Raw genomic sequence first — 22481 nt, forward strand, 5'->3', positions numbered from 1 at the left:
GTAGGACGCGGCGTGCACCACCTATGAGCCGTGCTCCCATTGGGAATAGGCCGAGGCATAGCGCCCGCCCAGATCCATCAGCTCGGCGTGGGTGCCATCCTCAACGATCTGACCCTGTTCCATCACGATGATGCGGTCGGCCTCGCGGGCCTGGTCCAGGCGGTGGGCAACGACGAGCGCGGTGCGCCCCTTGGTGACTGCCTTGGCGGCGCTTTCGAGTACCTTGGCGTGCTCGGAGCCCGCTTCGGAGGTGGCCTCATCCATAATGAGCACCGGCGGCTGGCGCAGGATCATGCGGGCCAGGGAAAGCTGTTGCTCGGCCTCCGCACCGATCTCTTCGTTGCCCGCACCAATGAGCGTATCGAGGCCCTGGGGCAGCCACCGCGAATGTTTATCCAAGCCCACGGTGTTAAGCGCCTGCCATAGATCCTCATCGCTGGCGTCAGGTTTGGCCAGGAGCAGGTCCTCGCGCAACGTGCCAGAAAAAAGGTGCACTTCTTGGGTAATGAGCGCAACGTGCTCTGTAATCCACGTGTTCGGCACGGTGGCTGTATCAATCCCGTCGAGGCTGATGCTCCCCGCCGTAGGGTACTGCAGGCCCGCCACGAGAGCAGCGAGCGTGGACTTACCTGCGCCGGAGGTACCCACCAGGGCGGTGGTGGTGCCGGCGGTGAGGGTCAGGGAGACGTCGTCAAGCACGCGTGCCCCGCCGGGGTAGGCGTAGGAAAGGTGCTCGATGGTGATGGTGGGGGCGTCGTTTAGCCGGGGAGTGTCCTTGAGCTCCTTCGTACCAGCGCTGCTCTCCAGGGTGGCCAGGGCCACCGCGCGGCCGAGGGACGTCACGGAATGCTGGATCTCGCCGGCGAAGAAGAGGATGTTGAACACGTGGATCTCCAACCGCATGACCAGCAGCACAGCGGCGGTGGCCTCGCCAGGTGTCAACCATTCCCACATCACCATCGGCACGGACATGAGGACCGATCCCAAGAGCAACACCGCAAAGGCCAGGGCGCCTTGGCCCAGGATGCGGTTAATGAGCGGCACCTTGTCGCCCCAGGCCTGTACCGTGTCCCAGGAATAGCGCTCCATGCGTGCATGCGCCCAATCCTTCAGGGAGAACTGACGGAGGGTCTCCAGGGCGCGAATCGTGTCCAGCAGCACGTTGTTGCGGTAGGCCTCCACCGAGGACACCTCGTTGGCCACGGCGGGGATATCCCGCATGGTGCCGCGGATGAAGGGGTAGAGCAGACAACTCACCGCGATGAAGAGCAGCGCATAAGCGGGGTGGATGAAGATCATCATGAGCGCGGTCAGCGGCAGCATGAAGAGCGTGAGCACGAGGCGGTCACCCATCATGGAGATGGTCATGACCACGGTGTCGATGTCCTTGGATAGGCGCGTGATGATGTTACCGGTGCCCAATTCCATCACGGCGGGCACGGGGGCGCCGAGGGTGGAATCCAGCGCTGAGGTGCGCAGATCCACCGAGAGCCGGCGGGTGGTGGAGGTAACCAACAAGCGGCCCACAGTGCGGCCGGTGACCTCCACGAGGAAGCCCACCGCGATAACGATGAGCGCGCCCACCATGGCTGCGCGCCCCGTGCCAAGGATGGGGATCTCCACGCCCTGGATGATGTCCACGACGCGGCCAAGCACCTGGGAGACCAGGTTCATCATGATGACCGTAATGGTAAACAGGCCGAAGAAAAGGGCGATGCCAAGCCGGCTGGGTGCACTGGGCAGGGTCTTCAGAAAACGGAGACACTCCCCTGGGGAGGCAGGTGCAAGGGCATCCGCGCGATCCTGCTGGCTCATAGCTCCACCACTTCATCGGCGTTGGCGGCCCACGTGGAGGCGGATGTAATGATCACGGTGGTCTTGCCGGCGCGCAGTTCACGCACGCGCTTGGCGACGTCCGCCAGGGTCAACGAATCCAGCCCCGTCGTGGGGTTGTCCAGCACGAGAACTTCCGGGTCCACAGAGAGCGCGCGGGCAAGCGCGACGCGCTGGCGCTGGCCGCCGGAGAGGTTGAGGCCCGCCTCACCGATGGGCGCGGTGGGCAGCTCGCCGTTGGGACCAAGCCCACCGAGGCGGATAACAATATCCTCGCAGGCGGAGGCGTGGAGGGCGTCGTGAAGCTGCGTAGCGCTAGCACTTCGCAGCGGATCGACGTTGTCCTGCAGGGTGCCCTCCAACACGGAGATGCGGTGGGGCGGGCACAAGGCACCGTGCTCATGGAGGTAGCGCACCCAAGAGTCCACGGTGCTGCGCCCCTTTGTGCTGATAGGCATCCACACGTGCAAGCCGGGGGAGAGGTCAATCGGCGTGCCGGCGGTTTCGGTGGTGTTGGAAGAAAGCTGACCGAGTAGCTCGCCGACGCGCTCCACGGAAGCACGCGCCCGCGCCCAGTTCTCCGTGAGCAGGCCGAGAGACACACCCAGCGCGGTGAGCGCGGGCGGGACGAGCATGGTGATCGCCATCATCCCGCCGGGGGCGATGCGGCCCTCGAAGGTTTCCCAGGAGGTCCAGGCAAGAATGCCCACGGCAAAGGACGCGGGAACCATCTGGCGCAGCCAGGCCATGAGGGAGGACAGCTTGGCCTCGCGGAGCATGGCACCCAAGGAGTTCTGGGCGGCGTCGGAAAAACGTTGGCGCGCGATGTCCTTGGCGCCGAGGCCTTTGATGACCCGGGAGCCTTGAGCGAAGTCCGTGGCGAGTGAAAGCGCGGTGTTCTCCAACTGGCGGCGGCGCGCGGCGATCCTCGTCAGCGGCTTCGTGGTGGCCCAGGAGGCCAGCGCGGTGGCGAGTGCGCCAACCAGCAGCACAGCTGAGACCTGCCAGGAAATCGGGGCCAGGCTGACCACCGCGCCCAAGAGGTAGCCCACCATGACCAGTGGGAAGTTGAGGATCTGCTTGAGTTGGCCGATGTAGTGCGAATCCTCATCCATCGTGTTGAGCAGCCGGCCGGGGCTAATGCCTGCAGTGGAAGCGCTCAGCAACTTATCCAGCAGGTTAAGGCGCAGCGTATGGGTGGTGCGGGCTTGGGATAAGTCTGTGAAAGCATCCGCCGTGGCCTCGCAGATATAGGCGATGAAGAGGAGGATCGCCGTGGCCGCAAGCGGCAGCGCTACGGTGCGCCAGGAGGGCTCGGAGAAGGCATACTGCGTGGTCTGGCCGATGATGACGGAGACCAACGCGCCCAGCGGCGCGTTGATGAGGGTGGCAACGAAGATGCCGATAACGCCGGTGCGCTGGGCGCCGAGCAGATGCCACGTTGCTTTAGCTGGGCGGGAGAAGTTGGTGGTCTCGGTGAGGGAAACCTCGCCGGAAGGTGGCTTATCGGGGAGATACCACGACCACGTCCGCATGCGTGGATAGTGAGTCATAAAGACTCATCCTATAGCGCAAAAAGGGCTTAAGGGACATTTCGTGTGGATAAACCGATACGGATTCCCAGGGCAGCCTGGGATAATACGGTGATCTTGATTTTGAATCGGTTCCAACGGCCCGATCTGTGAAATCAACACTGGATAGTCCTAGGTCTGTGATAGGAGGACTGCTGCTGGTGCGGTAAGGCCAATTCCTATGGCTAATAGGAATCGGCCGTCGTGTGACATGTGCGGCCACGGACTGGTTAAGAACGGCAAAACCGCGGCAGGAACCCAGCGCTGGTTGTGTCCTAAATGCAACGTTTCATCGATTAATGCCCGCGCACACACCAGCGAGATTCGGCACTTCAAAATCTTTATTGACTGGATTCTTTCCGGCGAATCCGCAGACCATTTAGCCAAACGCCTTGGGGTAACAAGGCGGACTTTGACCCGGTGGTTCAAGCTGCTGTGGTTTATCACCGTGCCCACGTCTACTGACCCCTATCGTGTTTACGACCAGGTCTTTATCGACGGCACCTATTTCCACAAGAAATGCCTGCTGGTAGCCTGCACCGAAACACACGTCATCGCCTGGCACTGGTGCCTGCGTGAAAGCTCATACGAGTACCTGAAACTGCTCGACAAAATCGCGCAACCACTCATCGTCACCACCGACGGGGCAGGTGGAGCGCTCAAGGCACTGCGCATTAAATGGCCCGACGTTGCCATCCAGCGCTGCCTAGTTCACGTCCAACGCAACACTTTTGCTGATATCAGCCGCAACCCGATTCACCCAGCGCATAAAGCAATCCGGAAACTGGGCTACATGCTTGTCCAAGTACGCAATCCCGACGATGCTGCGCGGTTTACAGCTGCAGTCCACCACACCCGTATTACCTTTGCTGATTGGCTTAAAGAGCGAACCTACCGCAGTGCTACACCTGCAGGCCAAGTACCGAAATGGGTCAGCCCCAACCAGAAATGGTGGTACACCCACCGCAACGCCCGCAGGGCTCTAAAGCGTTTGGAAAAGCTCATCCACGCAGGACAATTATTTACCTTCCTTGACCCGCCTGAAGGTGTCACACAGGCTTTAAAAGCCACCACGAACCTGCTGGAAGGTGGCATCAACAAACAGCTCAAAGACTTAGCAGGCAATCATCGTGGCATGTTCGATGAGCATCAGCGCATCACCATGGACTGGTGGCTCTACACCCACACCGAAGACCCGGTAGCGCCACTGGAGTTAGCCAAGCAACAAGACTTCGGACGCCAAGGAGAAAAAGCAGCACGCGCGGCCTGGGCAAGAGAAGAACTTAAACGACGAGGCCACCCAGACGGGCGACCTGCCACATTCGACACCCACATCGACAACGAATGGAACCCCAGCTTAGGCATAAGAAAAGGCTGGGCCGGACGCTCCTAAATCCACACGAAATGTCCCTTAGCGCGACACGCCGCAAATCCACACGAAATGTCCCTTAAGCCGCAAAAAGGATGGATGAGTGATTCAGATTACGATCGGTGACTCACTGTGGGGAATTAAGCCAAGTGGTAATTTTCCACGTCATAGCCGTTGAACTCGCGGTCGACTCCATAATCATCGACGGAGCTAAACTGCGTGCCGTTTTCAATGGCAAAGCGCAGGTTATCCACGCGGGTGGACGGATCGCCGCTCACGGCACCTGCGGGGAAATAAAAGGTCTCCCCGCTCTTGAGCTTGACTACGAGCGACTCAAAGCTCATGCCTGATCTCCTTGCCTGCTGTTGATAGGGCTTCCCGCGCAAAACAGCGCGCGGGCACCGATCTTTGAGGATCGATGCCGATTAGCCTTCAATTCAAGCAGGTCGGGCGCGCGGGGGCAACGCAGTGAGATCAAGGCAACGAAATGCGCACCCCCAAGGTTGGGGGGTTAGTTCTCGTCCTCGGTCTGGAGGCGGTGCTTGCCCTCGGACTCGTGATCATCGGTGATGCGGGAGGTATCGGCATCCTTCTTGTCGGCGTTGCTGACCTTAATCTCGGTCTCGACGGCGTCCTGGATGGCGGTTTCTTCCTCGCGGTGCTTGGCCAGCTGTTCATCCAGCGAGCCCAGCAGCTCTTCATCGCGCTCGACGACGCCCTCCTCAGCCAGGTCGGACTCCTTCTTGGCGTCATCCTCGGTGGTGGAGGTGTAGACCAAGGTGGAACCCTGCGGTGCGGACGGGGAGGAGAAGTCCTCAACGCGCGGCGGGACGGCGGATTCCTTCTCCTTCTTCTGGGTGAAGAAGTAGTAGATGCCACCGCCGATGGCAGCAATGGCGGCAACCAGCGCGGAGATCAGCCAGATCTTCGAGCCCTTCTTCTTGTCCTTGCCGCTGATGGCGCGGGCCTTCTTCTGCAGCTGGGCGCTGTGCTTCTGTGCCTTCTTCTCAGCCTTGGAAGCCTTCTTCTTGGCCTGCTTGCGGGCCTTGGTGGCCTTCTTTTCAGCCTGCTTCTGGGTCTTCTCCCACTTCTTGGTGGCCTTGTCCTGGGCGTCTGCGGCGGCAGCGGAGAGCTTCTCGGTTGCTTCCTCGCTGCGCTCCTTGAGCTGTTCGAGGGTGCGCTCGAGGCGAGCATGCGCGGCCTTGGTCACGGCACCGGCTTCGCGGCGTGCCTCCGGGAACCACTCGCCATCGCGCTCTTCCATGCGGGCGGCGGCGGTCTCCAGGACGGAGTAGGCCTCGCGGGCCTTTTCATCGCGGCGTTCCTTGAGGCGCTCCACCAGGGCGGAGGTGGCGCTAATTGCTGTGGACAGTGCGGTGGGGTTCATCGGGAGAGATGCTCCTTTACGTCAATGCTTGAGGCGATTGCTCGGTGGGTAACTGTTTATGGAGTGGTTGTCTGCGCCGGACGGGACACTGCACATGTGTGTCCGCGTTAGCGCTGGATACTCCCTTTCAGCGTAGTGGCGGCAGCTACGTCCTGCCACCAGGGGCCACAGGTAGCGAGCGGTATGACGTAGATAGACAGCTTTGTACGGAACAGTGGCCTTTTTATTCAGCACAGGTTTGGGCAACGGTGCAGCTGGCTGGGTTGGAAAGGTATGACCATTGTCTAAATGCTTTCGCTCGAAATGGACAGCTTGGTACGTTTTCCACCAACAGCACAGATGACCGACCACGATGACCTGCAGAGGAGGTGAGCATGTCCCCGCGACTCTCCGCATCCGCACCACTAGACCAAATCAGCGAAGATACGCCTAAGCGCCCCCAGCGCACCGCGCTCTCCTTCGAGGTGATCCCGCCGCGCCACGATGCGGACGCTGCAAAAATTGACCGCTTGCTCGACACGCTTGCCGCATATAACCCCGATTACATCGCCGTCACCAGCTCGCAGCGCTCCGGGTGGCTGGAGGGAACCGCGGCCTTCATTGAGAAAATTTCGCGCGATACCGCGATGCGCCCCCTGGCTCACCTGGCCTGCACCGCCGGCACAGAGGAAGAGCTCGTTGACTGGATCGACACGCTTGTCGACGCCGGCGTGCGCGGTCTCCTCGCGCTCCGCGGCGACCTGCCGGAGGGCGGTATGCCCGAAGGCCACCTGCCGCATGCCGATTCCCTGGTCCGGCTCATTCGCCGCTGGGAATCCGCCCGCGTGGCGCGCTTGGCCGCTGGACGCTTGGCCGTGGGCGTGGCTTGCTACCCCAACGGCCACGCCGAGTCCGCCACGCCGGACGAGGACATCGACGTTCTCCTGGCCAAGCAACGCCTCGGCGCCGACTTCGCCATCACCCAGCTCTTCTTCGACGCGGAGGATTACGTCCGCTTCGCCCAGCGCGCCCGGCTGGCGGGCGTGCGCATTCCGCTGATCCCCGGGATCATGCCGATGACGAGCCGCGCTCGGGTGGAGCGAATGTGCCAGCTGTCCGGGCTGGACGGGCCGACCAAGGTCCTCGACCAGCTCGCGGCAGCGACCTCCCCCGAGGAAGAGAAAGAAATCGGCATGCAGATTACGGCCTCCCTGGCGAAATCGGTGATGAACGCCGGCGCCGACGGGCTGCACATCTACACGCACAACAATCCAGACATTACGACTGACCTGCTTAATCGAATTGGAGTCACCCCATGACCGCACCATTCCCCAAGGCCACTATTGAGGGCTACCCGCGCGTCGGCGCCCACCGCGAACTCAAGCGCGCGCTGGAGTCCTACTGGTCCGGCAAGATCGACGCCGAGACCTTTGAATCCGCCGCGCACTCCCTGCGCCTCGATACCTACGCCCGCCTCAAGGAGCTGGGGCTCACTGAGGATTACGCCATCCCCGCGGACGTTGCCTACTACGACCATGTCCTCGAGACAGCGCTGACCGTGGGCGCTGCTCAGGGCGAGAGCCTCGATGATGAGTTCACCCTGGCCCGCGGTAACAAGGACACCGCGCCGCTGGAGATGACCAAGTGGTTCGACACCAACTACCACTACATTGTTCCTGAAATCAGCGATGACCAGACCTTTAGTGCCCGCCCCCAGCGCGTGTTGAAGATCGTCGAGGAGGCTCGCGCCGCCGGCCACACCGTGCGCCCGGTCCTCGTTGGCCCCGTGACCCTGCTGGCCCTGTCCAAGCAGGCCGAGGGCGCTACCAAACAGCCGCTCGACCGCCTCGATGAGCTCGTGGACTCCTACCTCACCGTGCTGGAGCAGCTTGCCGACGCCAACGTGGAGTGGCTCCAGCTCGTTGAGCCGGCCCTGGTCGCTGACCTCGCCGCGGCTGACGACGCCACCCTCGCCGCCGCGCTCAAGAGCGCTTATGGCCGCATCCTTAGCGCGGAGAAGCGCCCGCAGGTCTACCTGACCACGCCCTATGGTTCCCTCAATGCTGGCCTTGACGTCATCGCTGAGCTCAAGCCGGAAGCGGTCCAGGTGGATCTCTCAGTGGGCACCTTGGCGCTGGACAACTTCTACCTCGAGCGCGTCGCTAAGCTTGCCGAAGCCACCCACCTCGCCGCCGGCCTTGTCGACGGCCGCAACGTCTGGGCCGCCAACCTGCGCGACCTGCGCGAAAAGCTCGAGACCCTGGGCGAAGGCGTCACCGTAACCACCTCCGTCTCCCTGCAGCACGTCCCGCACACCGTCGAGGCGGAGACCTCCCTGCCGGTCGACGTTGCCACCTGGTTCGCCTTCGCCGACGAGAAGGTCCGCGAGGTAGTGGCACTCGCCGCCGGCCCGCTCGACGCCCCGGAGGCATACGCGCAGGCCGACCGCGCCGTGCGCACCCGCGCCGAGTCCTCACGTATCCACAATCAGGCCGTGCAGGAGCGCACCGCGCAGCTGCCGGAGGGCCAGGTCCAGCGCCAGCCGGAGTTCGCTGAGCGCAACAAGGCACAGGAGGCCCTCGGCCTGCCGCAGCTGCCGACCACCACCATCGGCTCCTTCCCGCAGACCTCTGAGATCCGCGCCGCCCGCGCCGCGCACCGCAAGGGCGAGCTCTCCGACGCCGACTACACCGAGGCCCTGCGCAACGAGGTGAAGTCCGTCATCGAGCTCCAGGAGCGCTTAGGCCTCGACGTTCTGGTCCACGGCGAGCCGGAGCGCAACGACATGGTGCAGTACTTTGCCGAGCTTCTCGACGGCTTCGTCGTCACCGAGAACGGTTGGGTTCAGTCCTACGGCTCCCGCTGCACCCGTCCGCCAATCGTGGTTGGTGATATCTCCCGCCCGAAGGCCATGACCACCGAGTGGGCGAAGTTCGCGCAGTCCCTGTCCGAGAAGCACGTCAAGGGCATGCTCACCGGCCCGGTGACCATCCTGGCCTGGTCCTTCGTGCGCGATGACGTCCACCAGTCCGTCTCCGCCGACCAGCTTGGCGTGGCGCTGGCCGACGAAGTCCGCGACCTCGAAGAGGCCGGCATCGACATCATCCAGATCGATGAGCCCGCCCTGCGTGAGTTGTTGCCGCTGCGCGAGAAGGACCGCAAGGCTTACCTCGACTGGGCGGTGCGCTCCTTCCGAGTGGTTTCGTTGCAGGCGAAGCCTGAAACCCAGATCCACACGCACCTCTGCTACTCGGAGTTTGGCCAGATCATCGACGCCGTCGCCGGCCTCGACGCCGACGTCACCTCCATCGAGGCCGCCCGCTCCCGCATGGAGCTGCTCGAGGACATCGATGAGAAGTTCCACTCCGAGATCGGCCCGGGCATCTACGACATCCACTCCCCGCGCATCCCGTCCGTGGCGGAGATGGCCGAGCTCATCCGCGCGGCACTCAAGAACGTTCCGGTCGAGCGCCTCTGGGTCAACCCGGACTGCGGCCTGAAGACCCGCGGCTACGAGGAGACCGAGGCCTCCCTGCGCAACCTGGTCCTCGCCCGTGACGAGGTCCGCTCTAGCCTCTAGGTTTAAATCCAAAGATTTAAACCGTTCATCGCCGTCAGCTCACTGAGCGCGGCGATGTCTCCGTTTCCGGCCCTATCGAAGTGCAGTGCCTTGAGCCCCGCTGCACGTGCACCCTCGACGTCATTAGCCACCGAATCACCAATCATGAGCGTGGAGCCAGGCTCTACCTCTAGGCGCCGACAAGCCTCGAGGTAGGCCTCTCGGTGCGGTTTTGGCTTAGCCATTTCCACGGTGGGAAAGAGCTCAACGCCTGGCAGGTCGAGCCCGCCCGCCTTTAGCTTGCCCTCTTGCATCTCGCGAGCTCCGTTCGTCAAAATGCCCACTTTGAGGCCGCGGGACAGGACGTGCTGGAGGGCGGGGAGGGCGTCGCCAAGCGCCTGCCAATGCTTTTCATACGCGGCCAAATACTTGGCATATTCCGCCAGCGCCTCCTGCTCCGTCATCTCTGGGCGGCCCAGGAACTCGCGGCAGCGCTCCACACGCTGGCCCTGGTGGGTGACCTCGCCGCGCTCGTAGGCGGCGAACCACTTGCGCTCAATCTCCGCGAAGCGCTCATGGTGCCCGCCCGGCAGCCACTCCTCAACGGCCGCATGCATCGCGGCGGTGTGGTCCATGAGGGTGTCATCGAGATCGAAGAGAACGGCGCGAATCATGCTTGCAACCCTACGCAGATCGCTGACAGCGTCGCGGCGGAACAACGAAATGGTGGAAATTTCCATACAATGGCTGGCATGACTCAGAAGACCGCAACTGCAACGATGCACACCAACTACGGTGACATTGTTATCGACCTGTTCGGTAACCACGCACCGGTAACCGTTGAGAACTTCATCGGCCTGGCTAAGGGCGAGAAGGACTACACCACCCAGAACGCCAAGGGCGAGCAGTCCGGCCCGTTCTACGATGGCGCAATTTTCCACCGCGTCATCGACCAGTTCATGATCCAGGGCGGCGACCCCACCGGCACCGGCCGTGGCGGCCCCGGCTACCAGTTCCAGGATGAGTTCCACCCGGAGCTGCAGTTTGACCGCCCGTTCCTGCTGGCCATGGCGAATGCCGGCCCGGGCACCAACGGCTCCCAGTTCTTCATCACCGTGGCGCCGACCCCGCACCTGAACAACCACCACACCATTTTCGGTGAGGTCACCGATGCGGCTTCCCAGGAAGTCGTGTCCAAGATTGCGAAGGTCTCCACCGACCGCATGGACCGTCCGGCTGAGGACGTTGTCATCGAGTCCATCGAGATCGCCTAAGCGTTCTTAGCTTTTCATCTGAGCCCGCTGCCACGTGATGTGGTGGCGGGCTCGTTGTTTTAGGAGTCCGTGTGAAGAACTATCTGAAATCAGCGCCAGTCACCATGGTGCTCATGGTGCTGTGCATTGGGGCATGGTTGGTCACGGCCATCCAGGCCAAGACCTTGGTCACCCCGTATTACAAAAGTTCCTTGGCCCAGGATTGGACGTTGTGGGGACCGGATGTGGCCGCTCACCCTTTCATGGTGCTTACGGCTGGGTTTATGCACCTCGACGCCGGGCACCTCTTGGTCAACATGGTGATGCTGTTCTTTGTGGGTAGGGAAGTAGAACGCGCCCTGGGCAGCGCGCTGTACGCGGCGGCCTATCTCATCTCCATTGTTGGCTCTTCCGCCGCAGTGCTGTGGATGGATTTCGGCACACCCACGGTGGGCGCCTCCGGCGCTCTCTTTGCGCTCATGGGTCTACTCATTGGTGTGTACCGCAGCCGCGGTCTGGATCTGCGCGCACCCATCGTCCTCGTGGTGGCCAACGTTGTCTACAGCTTCGTGGCGGAGAACGTCTCCGTGTGGGGTCACTTGGGCGGTTTGCTCACAGGACTGCTGTTGGCGCCATTCCTCTTTCGCCAACGTGCGTGGCTGCGTTGGCTGGGGATATGGCTTATCGGGGTGATAGCTGCTGTTGCAGCGGCGCTGCGAGCTGGGCTTTGGGGATAACTTGGGCGTGTTATCCACCAAAACCTCTGTGCGAAAGAATTCCACATAAGTTATCCACACTGTGGATAACTACATTTTTGTAATTTACCGAACGTGTGCGCCAAGATAACCGCAGATCAGCAGCGTATTAGGTTGTGTTCGAAGTTTTTGTGCGGGCTGTGGGAAGCGTGAAAACACTTATCCACAGGGTGTGGAGAAAGGCTGTGGAATTCGTTCTCCACAGAGTTATCCCCACCCTGTGGATAACTTTGTACCCAAGGTGTTAACAGTGCTCAGGTTGTGTGGAGTTTGGCAAAAGACGTCTAGCAAAAGGCATCAGTCATAAGGCGTTTTCACGGCTGAAAACGCCTTTTAGTCATTGCAGATGGTGTTTTTAGACCCAAAGATGCCTTTTGACAGATGCCTTTTGCAGGATGCTTCATAGCCGGAATCGCATTACGAAAAAGGGTTCTGTCGCCAGAGTGAAGTCGGGCTTAAGAGCCAGCGCCGCCCAGAATCTTGGCCACCAGGTTCAGGCGCGTGCTGGCGCCGAAGATGGTGATGAGGCGTGAGACATGCTTCTTCACGGCGGACTCGGAATAGTGGGTGGCGGCAGCAATCTCAGAATTGGAGTTGCCGGCGAGGAGGAGTTTGAGGACGGCTATTTCGGCGTCGTGAAGCTCGTGGCTTTCAATAGCGGCGGCGACGGGATCGCGTGGGGTGGCGGGTTCCCCAATGTAGTCCACCAAACGGTGCATGGCGGCGGGTGCCACGACGGTGCCGCCCTCCACGGCGGCGCGGACAGCCTCGATGATGGAGCGCGGGCGCTGGTTCTTCAAGATATAGCCCGCGCCGCCCGCCCGCAGGATCTTCAGCATCGTGTCATCCGAGTCGAAGGCGGTGACGGCCAAAAACGTCGGGGGATTCGGAGCGGAGTTAAGGTGCTTGAGCAGCGTAATGCCGTCCATGTGCGGCATGTGAATATCGGCGAGGACGAGGTCCGGCTTGGCTTCGTCAAGCTGGGCTAAGCAATCGGCGCCGTTAGTTGCCTCACCGACCACCGTGATGTCCTCGGTGGTCTGGAAGTAGACGCGGAGCGTCGAGCGAACGAGCTCATCATCATCAACGAGGAAAACCCGAATGCTCATGGCAACAGTTTAGCCGCACCACCAGAGCTGGGGGCTGTTGGAGCAACGGAAGTGGTCAGCGAATTCGCCCGCGAAAGACTTGTAGAAGGTGAATCCGGTGGACTCAGTGTTCTCAGTAGCGGTGTCAACGGTGGTTTCAGCAGGAGCCTCAGCGGCGCTGGCGATTGGTGCGGAAAACAGCGCGAGAGCTGCGGCGGCAACGGCGAGGGAAGTACGCATGTCAAACCTTTTTAAATTTAAGAAACGGCGGACTACCGGGAAAGCTTACTATATTTTTCTGAGGCTGGCGGTGGGAAGGGAAAGGCGTGTGACCCAGTGCTCGCCTTCTTTGCCGCTGCCGAAGCTGCCGTGCATTCGGCGAACGCGGCGTGCGATTTCACCCAAGCCCAGATTCGTTGTCATGTATTGGCGTGATTGCTGAGCCGCAATCACGGAAGTGATCACCACGTCGATGGTCTTGGAGGTGCTCGTTGCCTCGATGCTTACACGGGATTCAGGGCGGGCGTACTTGAGGATGTTCACGGCGAGTTCGGAGAACACGAGGGAGAGCTTTTCCGGCAGTGCAAGCTGGCCATTCTTGTCCACTGTTATCTGCGGCTCACACTGAAAACCATGACTGCTCAGGAAGCTGACCATAGTGTCGAGGTCTTCCTCCAAGGACTTGACCCCCTTCGTCACGCTTTCGTTCTTCATCACGCGCAATAGATCGCGCACCTCGCCCATGGCGCGGCGGGCGTCGTCAGCAATTGCCTCTGCGGAGTCGGCCGCTGAGGGATCCGTTTGGGTCAGCGCTAGGGTCTCAGAACGCATGACCACGGAGGTTAAGGTCGCGGCGACCGAATCATGGAGGGCTGTCATAAGCGCCTCGCGTTCCTCAGCGGCGCGTTGCTCAGCGGCAAGACGCTGGTCCCAGGTTCTGCGCAGTACGGCCCCAATGACGATGGCCACCGCATACAAGACAAGCGGTATCGACAGGCTTAACGGGTCGAAAACAGGCAGATAATTAATCGAAGGATCCGTCGTGACGATGTAGGTGTACGCCACCGCTGGGGGAACGGCCCACAGCCAGCGCGTGCGAAACGCCACGATGCCCACGATGACGGGGCTCCACGCCAAGAGCAGGAAAGACCGCCAATCGGAAAACCACATCGCCAGTGCAAAAAGCGCACCGTACCCGCAGGCCGCCACGCGTGGGTAGCGGACGGCCAGCGGTGTTAGGGTGACGCCGAGGCCGGCGAGGACGAGTGCGCCGGGGGTGAGGAAGTTTTTATCCACCGTGACGGTGAGCATCACCAAAATGATGCAGCCAACGCCGGCGATGCTATAGAACTTCGAGGAGTTCATCGGCGGTGCTGAAAGTTAACGCCAGCCCATCGTCATCAGGAGACCGATGATGGCCAGGCCGAAGCCGATGCCGTAATTCCACGGCCCCAGTTCCTGCATGAACGGAATGGACTCGCCAGCCAGGTAGTTCACCACGAGCCAGAGCAGGCCGATGAGCATGAGGCCCAGCATGATGGCGATGTACCACTTCGGGGTGCCCTCAGAGTTGATCTTGACCGGGGTGCGGTTAGTAGCAGAGCTGGAGGACTGCGGGAGTGCGGAGCCCTCCGTCGTGATCTTGGACTTTGGCATTATTACACCTTCACGAAGAATAGGGGTGGTTAATCTGTGGGATACCTTAGCAGCTGCGGTACTGAGAGCTACTGCGGCAGCAACGCTGCCGGGTCAAACTCCCAGAAACGGACCTGGATGGTCTGATCCTTGCGGATGACATCGCCGCGGCTTGCCGACGCCCACCCAATCTTGTTGCTGTCGATCGGGTTCGACGTCGGGATGCGCTCGCCCACCTCCAAGGAGCCGGACCAGCCCTTGGCACGCAGCGCTGATTCGGCTTCCTGCTGCGTGGAGTGCGTAATGTCCGGTGCCTGGATGAGCATCGCGTTGGAGACCTCCAGTGTGACCTGGCTGCCCTTGGGAAGCTTCTGGCCTTGTTCGACGACCTTGAGCACCTGGTTTTCCGGAAGCTCAGAATCCACCGAACTCACGGAGACGTCGAAGTCCATGGAGGACAGCATCTCAACCGCGCGGTCACGATCCATGCCGCTGACGTCCGGCACGCTGACTTCCTTCTGGCCCTTAGACACCGTGATATGTACCTTCGAGCCCTTGGATAGCTGCGTGCCGCCCGCCGGGTTCTGGGAAATGATCTCGCCAGCGGGGGCCTCATCATTCACCTGCTCCACGTCGGTATTCAGCTCCAAGCCGGCTTCCTCCAGCGCGGTGGTGGCTTCATCCAGTTTCATGCCGGTGAGATCAGGGACCTCGGTGACCTCTTTGCCAGAGGATACTGTCAGCGTGACCGAAGAATTCTTCTGCAGCTCCGAGCCTTCCGCCGGGTTGACGCGGATCACCTTGCCACGCGGCACGTCGGGGCTGGGCTCTTCGTTGACGGTCACCAACAAGCCAAGCTTCTCCAGCTCCGCCACCACTTCATTGCGTGGGCGGTTGGCCACCTTCGGGATCGTGACCATGTCAGAGCGCTTGGCCGCCTCGTGCTGCGCCTGTTCGCGCTCGCGGGCCTCTTGGCGGGAGCTATCCCAGAAATCCCAGGCAAAGTAGCCAATGATGGCGACGAGGGAAGCGGCGAGCAAGGCCGCCAGCCACTTCAAGCCAGATCCGGACTCCTCATCCTCCGAAGGGCGGGTGGAGGCCACCGGCGCACGGTGTTGTGCGGCCACGGGTGCCACCATCGTGGTGGGGTGATCCTCATCGTTGACGTGAGAGCGCGCCGCTTCGGGCAGCTGGCCCTGGGATAAGCGTTCGAGGTCATCGCCCATCTCCCACGCGGACTGGTAGCGGTCCGCTGGGTGCTTGGCCATCGCCGTGAGCACGACGGCATCAACGCCGAGTCGCTGCCGTTCCGTGAGGTCCGCAGTGATGAAATCCGACGGCGGTGTTGGTTCCTCTTGCACGTGCTGATAGGCCACCGCAAACGGTGTCTCACCTTCAAAGGGCGTGCGCCCGGTGACCGTTTCATACATGACGCAGCCCAGGGCGTAGACGTCAGAGCGGGCGTCGGCAGGCTTGCCCCGCGCCTGTTCCGGGGAAAGATACTGCGCGGTGCCGATGACGGCGGAGGTCTGCGTCATCGCGGACGTGGAATCATCCAGCGCGCGGGCGATGCCGAAGTCCATGACCTTCACCTGGCCGGTGTTGGTGAGCATGATGTTGGCCGGCTTGATGTCGCGGTGGATGATGCCTGCCTCGTGGGAAGACTGAAGGGCATCCGCTACCGGTTTCAGCACGCGTGCGGCTTCTTCCACCGGCATGGGGCCATCCTCACGGACAATGTCGCGCAGGGTGCGCCCCTGCACGTATTCCATGACGATGTAGGGCACCATCAGACCGTCGATGTCTTTTTCACCCGTGTCGAAGACAGCGACGATGTTCGGGTGGTTGAGCTTGCCGGAGTTCTGGGCCTCGCGGCGGAAGCGCTCACGGAAATTAACATCGCGCGCCATGTCGGGGCGCAGCATCTTGATGGCAACGGTGCGCCCCAAGACGGTGTCCTCGGCCTCGTAGACCTCGGACATACCGCCGGTGCCGATGGACTGGCGGAGGTGGTACCGATCACTGACCATGGTGGGTTACTGGCCTCCCTGTAGTGCGGATTCTTCGGTGGGGTTGTTCTGTGAGTCTAGTTCGGGCTCGAGCGTTGGGTTGTCATTGACCTGTGGCTGCGTCTCCTCCACGGGGAGGGTGGGCAGTTCCTCATGGGTCGTGTGGTGTGTGGTCACGGAAGGGGAGGGGATGACAGAGTGCGTCGTTGTGACGGTGACTTGAGTAGGTTCCTCTTCCACGGTGGTGATCTCGACGGTCTCGGGGCTTTCCGGTTCCTCTTCCACCGTCGTCTCTGGCTCTACCGTTTCGGTCACGATGACCTCGGTGGGCGGAGGCGGCGGAGTTGGAGAGGTGTTGCCCCACAGCCTATAGGCCATGAAGCCAATAGCCACGAGGGCGGCGATGGCCACGGCGATGAGCAGCCCGGTGCCGAAGCCCCCCTGCTTGGCGGGGCGCTCTTCAGACTGCGGTGTGGAAACGGCCGGACGCACCGTGGTGGGGTGCGCCATGTTGGCCAGCATCTCCGTGGAGGCGGAAGGCGAGGGTTCGGCGGCGATAGGCGCGAGCGCCGCGGACTTCGGCTGAGGCGGGCGCTGGCCTTGGCGTACAGCAGCAATCGCGTTGGTGAACTCGTTGCCGTCGGCGAAGCGGGTGCCCGGGTCCTTGCGCAGGGCCATGCCGATCAGTTCACGGGTGGGCGCGCTAATCGACGTCGACAAGGGCTCCGGCGCCTGACTGATGTGCGCCAGCGCCACCGATACTGAGGAATCGCCGCTGAAGGGGCGCCTACCAGCCAGCATTTCATAGCCCACGACGCCGAGTGAATAGACGTCGGAGGACGGGCCAACCTCATATCCCTGGGCTTGCTCGGGGGAGACGTATTGGGCGGTGCCGACGACCATTCCCGTGCGGGTCAGCGGCACCGCGGCGGCGGCCTTGGCGATACCAAAATCGGTGATCTTGACTTGCCCATTTTGGGTAATCATGAGGTTGCCGGGCTTGATATCGCGGTGCACGAGGCCCATGTGGTGGATCACGGAGAGGCCGTGGGAGGCCTGCTCCATGACGTCGAGGGCCAGCGTTTCCGGCAGTGCGCCTTCGCGGGCTAAGAGATCCGCCAGGGATTCTCCGCGAATGTACTCCAAGGCCATGTAGCAGAAGATGCGGCCGTTATCCTCGAGCTCCCGGTAGTCGTACGTAGCTACGACGTTTTCGGAATCGATGGATTCTGCGGCCTTGGCCTCGTTGCGGAAGCGCGAGAGGAACTCGTTGTTATCGGAGAACTCTGGGCGCAGGACCTTGAGGGCGACCTCGCGGTCATTGCGGACGTCGTCCGCCAGCCACACCGTGGACATGCCGCCGTGGCCGACTATCCACTGCAGCTGGTAGTCCTCGCCGATGAGTGCTTGTAGGTGTTCCTTATTATCAGCGCTGTTCACTACTGCTCACCTCCGTATGCGCGCAGGATGGCGCGGCCGATGGGCGCGGAGACTTGGCCGCCGTAGGCATTCTGGCCTAGGTGCCCGCCGTCCTTGACCACGACGCCTACCGCGATGTCCTTGTCCGGATCGAAAGCCACGTACCACGCGTGCGGGGCAAGGCCCTCGCCGTGCTCGGCGGTACCGGTTTTCGAGGCGAAACCGTTCCCGTCATAGCCATAGGTGCTGTGCTCGGAGGCAAACATGAGGTCCTTGATGGTGTTGGCCGTCTCTTCACTGACAGCTTCGGCTGCCTGACGTGGTTGAGTCGTGCGAAGCTCATTCATCTGGGCATCGGTGATGCGGTTAATGAGGTAGGGCTCCATGCGCTTGCCCTGGTTAGCGATGGTCCCGGCCATGATGGCCGCCTGCAGGGCGGACATGGTCACGTCGCGCTGGCCGATCGTGGATTGGGCGACTTGGGCGCCGTCGCCAAGATCGCCCAGCGCACCAGCGGAAGTCTCCACACCGAGCGAGTACTTCTCACCCACGCCGAAGCCCTCCGCATATTTACGCAGCTCATCGGCGCCGATGCTCTCCGACATCTGCGCAAAAGCCGTGTTGCAGGACAGCGCGAAGGCCGTATGTAGGGTGACGCTCTCCGCGCCGCCGCAGGCTCGGTTGCCGTCGTTGGTCAGCTCCGTGACCGTATCCGGCAGCGTGATGGACGCCGCGCCGGTCAGCGTAGAGTCCGGGTTAAAGCCGTTGTTGAGGCCAGCGGCCGTGGTGATGATCTTAAAAATGGACCCGGGGGGCAGGGTGTCTTGCGTGGCATGGTTGATGAGCGGATTGCCCTCTTGATTCTGCAGCTGATCCCACGTTTCGGCCGCGTTGTCCCCGACGAGGTCGGAGACGTTGAAGCTGGGCGTGGAGGCCATGGCCAATATCTTGCCCGTTGAGGGCTGGATGGCTACGGCCGCGCCTTTGTAGCCTGGGCCGGCCAGCTGGTCGTAGGTTGCCTGCTGCAGCGCTGGGTCGATGGTGACCTCCACGTTGGCACCCTTCTGCGGCTTGCCGGAGAGCATATCGAGCCAGTTGTGTGCCAACAGCGAGTCGTCCTTGCCGTTGAGGATGTCATTCTGCGAGGCCTCCAGCTGGGAGGCGCCGAAGCGCTCCGAGAGGTAACCGGTGACATCGGCAAAGGCTGGGGAATCAGTGGGGTAGGAACGCGAGTAATTGCCGTTCTCATCCGCGGTGGACTGCGCCAAGACCGTATCGCCGGCGAAAATCTGGCCGCGCGGGGTAGTGCGCATTTCTAGGTAGCCGCGAACGTTCTTGGGGTTGTGGGCGTACTTATCCGTCGAAAACGCCTGCACCACGGTGAGGTTCACCAGGAGCACGGCGGTAAGGATGAGGGCAAAGAGGGAGACGAGGCGAATCGATCTATTCATCGGGTGGCCTCCTGGATGGCGGGGAACATGGACGTATCACTCGGCGCGTTCGAGGTGAGCTCGCGCGCTGGGCGACGAGCCGCGTTGGAAATACGCAGCAGCACGGCCAGCAACATGTAGTTGGCCATGAGCGAGGAGCCGCCGGCGGACATGAACGGCGTGGTCAGACCCGTCATGGGCAGCAGGGCGGAAATGCCGCCGGTGACGACGAAGACCTGGACTGCGAGCGTAAGCGCCAGGCCCGAGGCCACCAACTTGCCATAGGTATCGCGGCAGGTCAGCGCAGTGCGGAAACCGCGGGAGACGAGCATGGCGAAGAGGATGAGTACCGCAGCCAGGCCCACCAAACCGAATTCCTCGCCGATACCAGCCAGGATGAAGTCCGAATGTGCCACCGGCACCATGTCCGGGTGGCCCTGGCCCAAGCCGGATCCGGTAATGCCGCCGGAGGACATACCGAACAGTGCTTGGGAAAGCTGGTAACCGGTGGTGTCGTAATTGCCCAGCGGATCCAAGAAGTTGGAGAAGCGCTGCTGGATCTTGTCCGACACCTGGTAGATGCTGAAGCCGCCGACACCCACGAGGATGACGCCGATAAGCAACCAGCTCACGCGGTTGGTAGCCATAAAGAGCATGCCGAGCACGGTGCTAAACAGCAGCAGGGCGGGACCGAAGTCATTGGAAATGCCCATGATGATAATCGCGATGCCCCAGATCACCAGGATGGGGGCCAGATCGCGCAGGCGTGGCAGAGAAATGCCGAGGAACTTGTAGCCGGCCACCGTGAACAGCGAGCGCTTCTGGGTAAGCAGCATGGCGAAGAACAGGATCAGCAAGATCTTGGAGAACTCGCCCGGCTGGATGGAAAACGGCCCCAGCCACAGCCAGATGCGAGCGTCCACGCCCGGCGGTTGCGGCCACACGAGGGGCAAGGCGAGAAGGATCAGGCCGAGCGCACCCAAGATATAGGAGTACCTGGTCAGCGAGCGGTGATCGCGTAGGAGAATGAGCACCAGCGCGAAGAGGATGAGGCCGACGATGGTCCACATCACCTGCCGCACCGCCAGCCCGCCGCCATTCGCCAGGTCGAGGCGCTTCAACAGAATGAGCCCGGTGCCGTTGAGCACCGCGACGATGGGAAGCATGAGCTGATCCGCGTAGGGCGCGAGGAAGCAGAGCACCAAGTGAGCGACGGCGAAGACGCCGATGAAACCGCCGATGAGGTAGAGGACATCGAGGGTCAGCACGTTGCCCTGCGACAACTCGAGGCTGACCAGGGTGATGGCGAAGACCACGGTGGCGAGCACGAGCAGGCCGAACTCGGTGCCGCGGGAAAAGAACTTACGCATCTACTTCACCTCCCGGCAGTTTCCTTTGGATTCGCTCTTGGCATCTTTGTTTTTCTCGTCCTTCGACGCCTTCGGGCAGGGCTTGAGCGCCTTGTCCGAAAGCTGCGAAAGCTGCGTTTGCACCTCGTCATAGGAGCCGGAGGGCAGATTGCCCACGGCAGCGCGTTCGGATTCGGGCAAATCCTTCAGCGCGAACGGTGCGAAATCACCGTCGCAGGCGCCGTACCCCAGCTTGAGCGCATTGTCCTTGCTTAGGCACGCATTCTGATACGTGTGGTGCAACGGGCGGCCGAAGATCTCATAGTCCGCGCCTTCTTGGATGGTGAGGACGCCTTCTTCATCGGCGGTCACGTAGTAGTTGCTGCCCAGGTAGCTTTTCATCCAGAGGCCGCCGCTGATGACCAGCACGATGATGATGGCAAGGCACGCAATGACCTTCCACCCAATCCGGCTTCGCTGTGGCCGCCGCTGTGGTTCGTCCTGGGGCTTCTCCTCAGCGGCTTGCGCTTTTGGGGGCGAGATAAGCTTCGCGGCGCGGCTCGCAGAAGAATCGGGGTGCGTTGGTTCCGGGACGACGCCTTGGACGGCACCGACGGTGATTGGGGCTACGTCATCGCCTTCACCGTCCACGACTTCTGCCACCACGATGGTGACGTTGTCCGGGCCGCCGGAGCGCAGCGCAAGATCCCGCAGGGTGGTGGCGGCCTCTTCGACCGTGCCCTGCTTCAGCGCCTGCTCGATGGTAGAGGCCGTCACCGGATCCGACAGGCCGTCCGAACACAGCAGGAGGCGGTCGCCCGGTTCAGCATCGAGCGTAAAGAGCGTCGGCTCCACGGGCCGGCCGGTATAGGCCTTGAGGATCAGTGACTTCTGCGGGTGGGAGGAGACATCTGCCGGATCGAGCTTGCCCTCATCGACGAGGGACTGCACATAAGTGTCATCCTTGGTGATTTGGGTCAGCTTGCCCTCGCGCAGCCGGTAGCCGCGGGAATCGCCCACGTGGCATACGCCGAACTCAGATCCGTTAAAGAGCAGGGCGGTCAGTGTGGTGCCCATGCCCTCGGTCTCCGGGTGCTCGTCCACGTGCTCGCGGATCGCCGCATTGGCGTCCTCTGCTGCGGCCCCAAGGAGCGCCAGCATGTCATTATCGCCTGGATCGCGCTCGAGGGAGGCCATGTGCTCCACCATGGTGGTGGACGCTACCTCGCCGGCTGCGTGGCCTCCCATGCCGTCGGCCAACATCAGCAGGTGCGGGCCCGCGTGGGCGGAGTCCTCGTTGTTTTCGCGGACCAGTCCGCGGTCCGTCACTGCAGTAAAAGTCAGGCTTAAAGTCATGCCATCAACCTCACGGTCGTTCGGCCAAGTTTGATATCGGAGCCGACTCCGACTCGTTCTGGCTGGTCAATGCGAACGCCACCAACGAAGGTGCCGTTGCGGGATTCGAGGTCCTCCACGAACCACTCGCTGCCCCTGCGGAACAAACGGGCGTGGTGACCGGAGGAGAAATCATCACCAGTGACAAAGTCACAGTCCTGTGCGCGGCCCATCGTACAGTCCTCAAGAGTGCCTAGCTCCATGTGGGAACCGCGCAGCGGCCCGTCCACGATGGTGATCTCACGCGGCGCTTCGCGACGCCTCTGGGCCCCCATCACCGGGGACGATGCCTGGTAGACGCCGGCGGCCTTATTGGCATCGCGACGCATGGCGTTGAGTGCGGCCAAGATGAACAGCCACAGCAACACCAGCAGGCCGATGCGCAGCGAGAGCAGCACGATCGAATCCATGGAAAGTCCTTACGCTAAAAAATCTGGAAAAGTTGCTGAG

At 61.9% G+C, this 22481-nt stretch carries 20 protein-coding genes; 5 read left to right on the plus strand and 15 right to left on the minus strand.

Annotated elements, in window-relative coordinates:
- Positions 1-21: 21 nt before the first annotated feature.
- Together R3O64_RS00100 and R3O64_RS00105 are read right to left on the minus strand one after the other, a co-directional pair.
- Positions 22-1815: an ABC transporter ATP-binding protein gene (locus R3O64_RS00100; protein ID WP_339017076.1), complete on the minus strand. Its 1794-nt coding sequence runs from the start codon at positions 1813-1815 to the stop codon at positions 22-24.
- Positions 1812-3386: an ABC transporter ATP-binding protein gene (locus R3O64_RS00105; protein ID WP_339017077.1), complete on the minus strand. Its 1575-nt coding sequence runs from the start codon at positions 3384-3386 to the stop codon at positions 1812-1814. The genes R3O64_RS00100 and R3O64_RS00105 overlap by 4 nt, the downstream gene beginning before the upstream one ends.
- A 199-nt stretch (positions 3387-3585) precedes the next feature.
- Here R3O64_RS00105 and R3O64_RS00110 point away from each other — a divergent pair, with 199 nt between their 5' ends.
- The gene (locus R3O64_RS00110; RefSeq protein ID WP_339016864.1) at positions 3586-4797 is read left to right on the plus strand and encodes an IS1249 family transposase; all 1212 of its coding nucleotides are present in this window, start codon (positions 3586-3588) and stop codon (positions 4795-4797) included.
- A 116-nt stretch (positions 4798-4913) separates the two neighbouring features.
- On the opposite strand, the gene R3O64_RS00115 is transcribed toward R3O64_RS00110, so the two are convergent.
- Positions 4914-5117 carry a hypothetical protein gene (locus R3O64_RS00115; RefSeq protein WP_070533568.1) on the minus strand — a complete coding sequence of 68 codons (204 nt, stop codon included), beginning with the start codon at positions 5115-5117 and terminating at the stop codon, positions 4914-4916.
- A gap of 167 nt (positions 5118-5284) precedes the next feature.
- A complete protein-coding gene (locus R3O64_RS00120; RefSeq protein ID WP_339017078.1) occupies positions 5285-6160 on the minus strand; it encodes a hypothetical protein in 876 nt (291 codons plus the stop codon).
- 374 nt (positions 6161-6534) lie between these two features.
- On the opposite strand from R3O64_RS00120, the gene R3O64_RS00125 reads away from it, so the two are divergent.
- Together R3O64_RS00125 and metE are read left to right on the plus strand one after the other, a co-directional pair.
- Positions 6535-7458, plus strand: a complete 924-nt coding sequence (locus R3O64_RS00125; protein ID WP_339017079.1) for a methylenetetrahydrofolate reductase — start codon at positions 6535-6537, stop codon at positions 7456-7458.
- Positions 7455-9719, plus strand: a complete 2265-nt coding sequence (gene metE / locus R3O64_RS00130; protein ID WP_339017080.1) for a 5-methyltetrahydropteroyltriglutamate--homocysteine S-methyltransferase — start codon at positions 7455-7457, stop codon at positions 9717-9719. The genes R3O64_RS00125 and metE overlap by 4 nt, the downstream gene beginning before the upstream one ends.
- Before the next feature lie 2 nt (positions 9720-9721).
- On the opposite strand, the gene R3O64_RS00135 is transcribed toward metE, so the two are convergent.
- Entirely contained in the window at positions 9722-10372 is a 651-nt protein-coding gene (locus R3O64_RS00135; protein WP_339017081.1) for an HAD family hydrolase, read from the minus strand.
- Positions 10373-10441: 69 nt separating this feature from the next.
- Between R3O64_RS00135 and R3O64_RS00140 the strand changes: the two genes are divergently transcribed.
- Together R3O64_RS00140 and R3O64_RS00145 are read left to right on the plus strand one after the other, a co-directional pair.
- Complete coding sequence (locus tag R3O64_RS00140; protein WP_039672975.1) at positions 10442-10972, plus strand: peptidylprolyl isomerase; 531 nt, start codon at positions 10442-10444, stop codon at positions 10970-10972.
- Between the two features lie 71 nt (positions 10973-11043).
- On the plus strand, positions 11044-11688 hold the full coding sequence (locus R3O64_RS00145) for a rhomboid family intramembrane serine protease (RefSeq protein ID WP_339017082.1): 645 nt from the start codon (positions 11044-11046) through the stop codon (positions 11686-11688).
- Positions 11689-12161: 473 nt separating this feature from the next.
- Here R3O64_RS00145 and R3O64_RS00150 read toward each other — a convergent pair whose 3' ends face one another.
- The 10 genes from R3O64_RS00150 to R3O64_RS00195 form a co-directional block, all read right to left on the minus strand.
- Entirely contained in the window at positions 12162-12815 is a 654-nt protein-coding gene (locus tag R3O64_RS00150; protein ID WP_144268818.1) for a response regulator transcription factor, read from the minus strand.
- A 9-nt stretch (positions 12816-12824) separates the two neighbouring features.
- Entirely contained in the window at positions 12825-13034 is a 210-nt protein-coding gene (locus R3O64_RS00155) for a hypothetical protein (protein WP_101736644.1), read from the minus strand.
- 48 nt (positions 13035-13082) lie between these two features.
- Positions 13083-14159: a sensor histidine kinase gene (locus R3O64_RS00160; protein ID WP_339017083.1), complete on the minus strand. Its 1077-nt coding sequence runs from the start codon at positions 14157-14159 to the stop codon at positions 13083-13085.
- A 15-nt stretch (positions 14160-14174) separates the two neighbouring features.
- Entirely contained in the window at positions 14175-14450 is a 276-nt protein-coding gene (gene crgA, locus R3O64_RS00165) for a cell division protein CrgA (RefSeq protein ID WP_070523252.1), read from the minus strand.
- Between the two features lie 68 nt (positions 14451-14518).
- Positions 14519-16459, minus strand: a complete 1941-nt coding sequence (pknB, locus tag R3O64_RS00170) for a Stk1 family PASTA domain-containing Ser/Thr kinase (protein WP_144268821.1) — start codon at positions 16457-16459, stop codon at positions 14519-14521.
- 6 nt (positions 16460-16465) lie between these two features.
- Positions 16466-17878 (minus strand): serine/threonine-protein kinase, encoded by a 1413-nt coding sequence (locus tag R3O64_RS00175; RefSeq protein WP_143335956.1) that lies wholly within the window; start codon positions 17876-17878, stop codon positions 16466-16468.
- A complete protein-coding gene (locus R3O64_RS00180; RefSeq protein ID WP_339017084.1) occupies positions 17878-19308 on the minus strand; it encodes a penicillin-binding protein 2 in 1431 nt (476 codons plus the stop codon). The genes R3O64_RS00175 and R3O64_RS00180 overlap by 1 nt, the downstream gene beginning before the upstream one ends.
- Positions 19305-20657: an FtsW/RodA/SpoVE family cell cycle protein gene (locus R3O64_RS00185; RefSeq protein WP_339017085.1), complete on the minus strand. Its 1353-nt coding sequence runs from the start codon at positions 20655-20657 to the stop codon at positions 19305-19307. The genes R3O64_RS00180 and R3O64_RS00185 overlap by 4 nt, the downstream gene beginning before the upstream one ends.
- Positions 20658-21992 (minus strand): PP2C family protein-serine/threonine phosphatase, encoded by a 1335-nt coding sequence (locus tag R3O64_RS00190; RefSeq protein ID WP_239249547.1) that lies wholly within the window; start codon positions 21990-21992, stop codon positions 20658-20660.
- Positions 21989-22441 carry an FHA domain-containing protein FhaB/FipA gene (locus R3O64_RS00195; RefSeq protein ID WP_144268823.1) on the minus strand — a complete coding sequence of 151 codons (453 nt, stop codon included), beginning with the start codon at positions 22439-22441 and terminating at the stop codon, positions 21989-21991. The genes R3O64_RS00190 and R3O64_RS00195 overlap by 4 nt, the downstream gene beginning before the upstream one ends.
- Positions 22442-22481 lie beyond the last annotated feature (40 nt).

This window comes from Corynebacterium hesseae, assembly GCF_037850265.1.
Classification (GTDB): domain Bacteria; phylum Actinomycetota; class Actinomycetes; order Mycobacteriales; family Mycobacteriaceae; genus Corynebacterium; species Corynebacterium hesseae.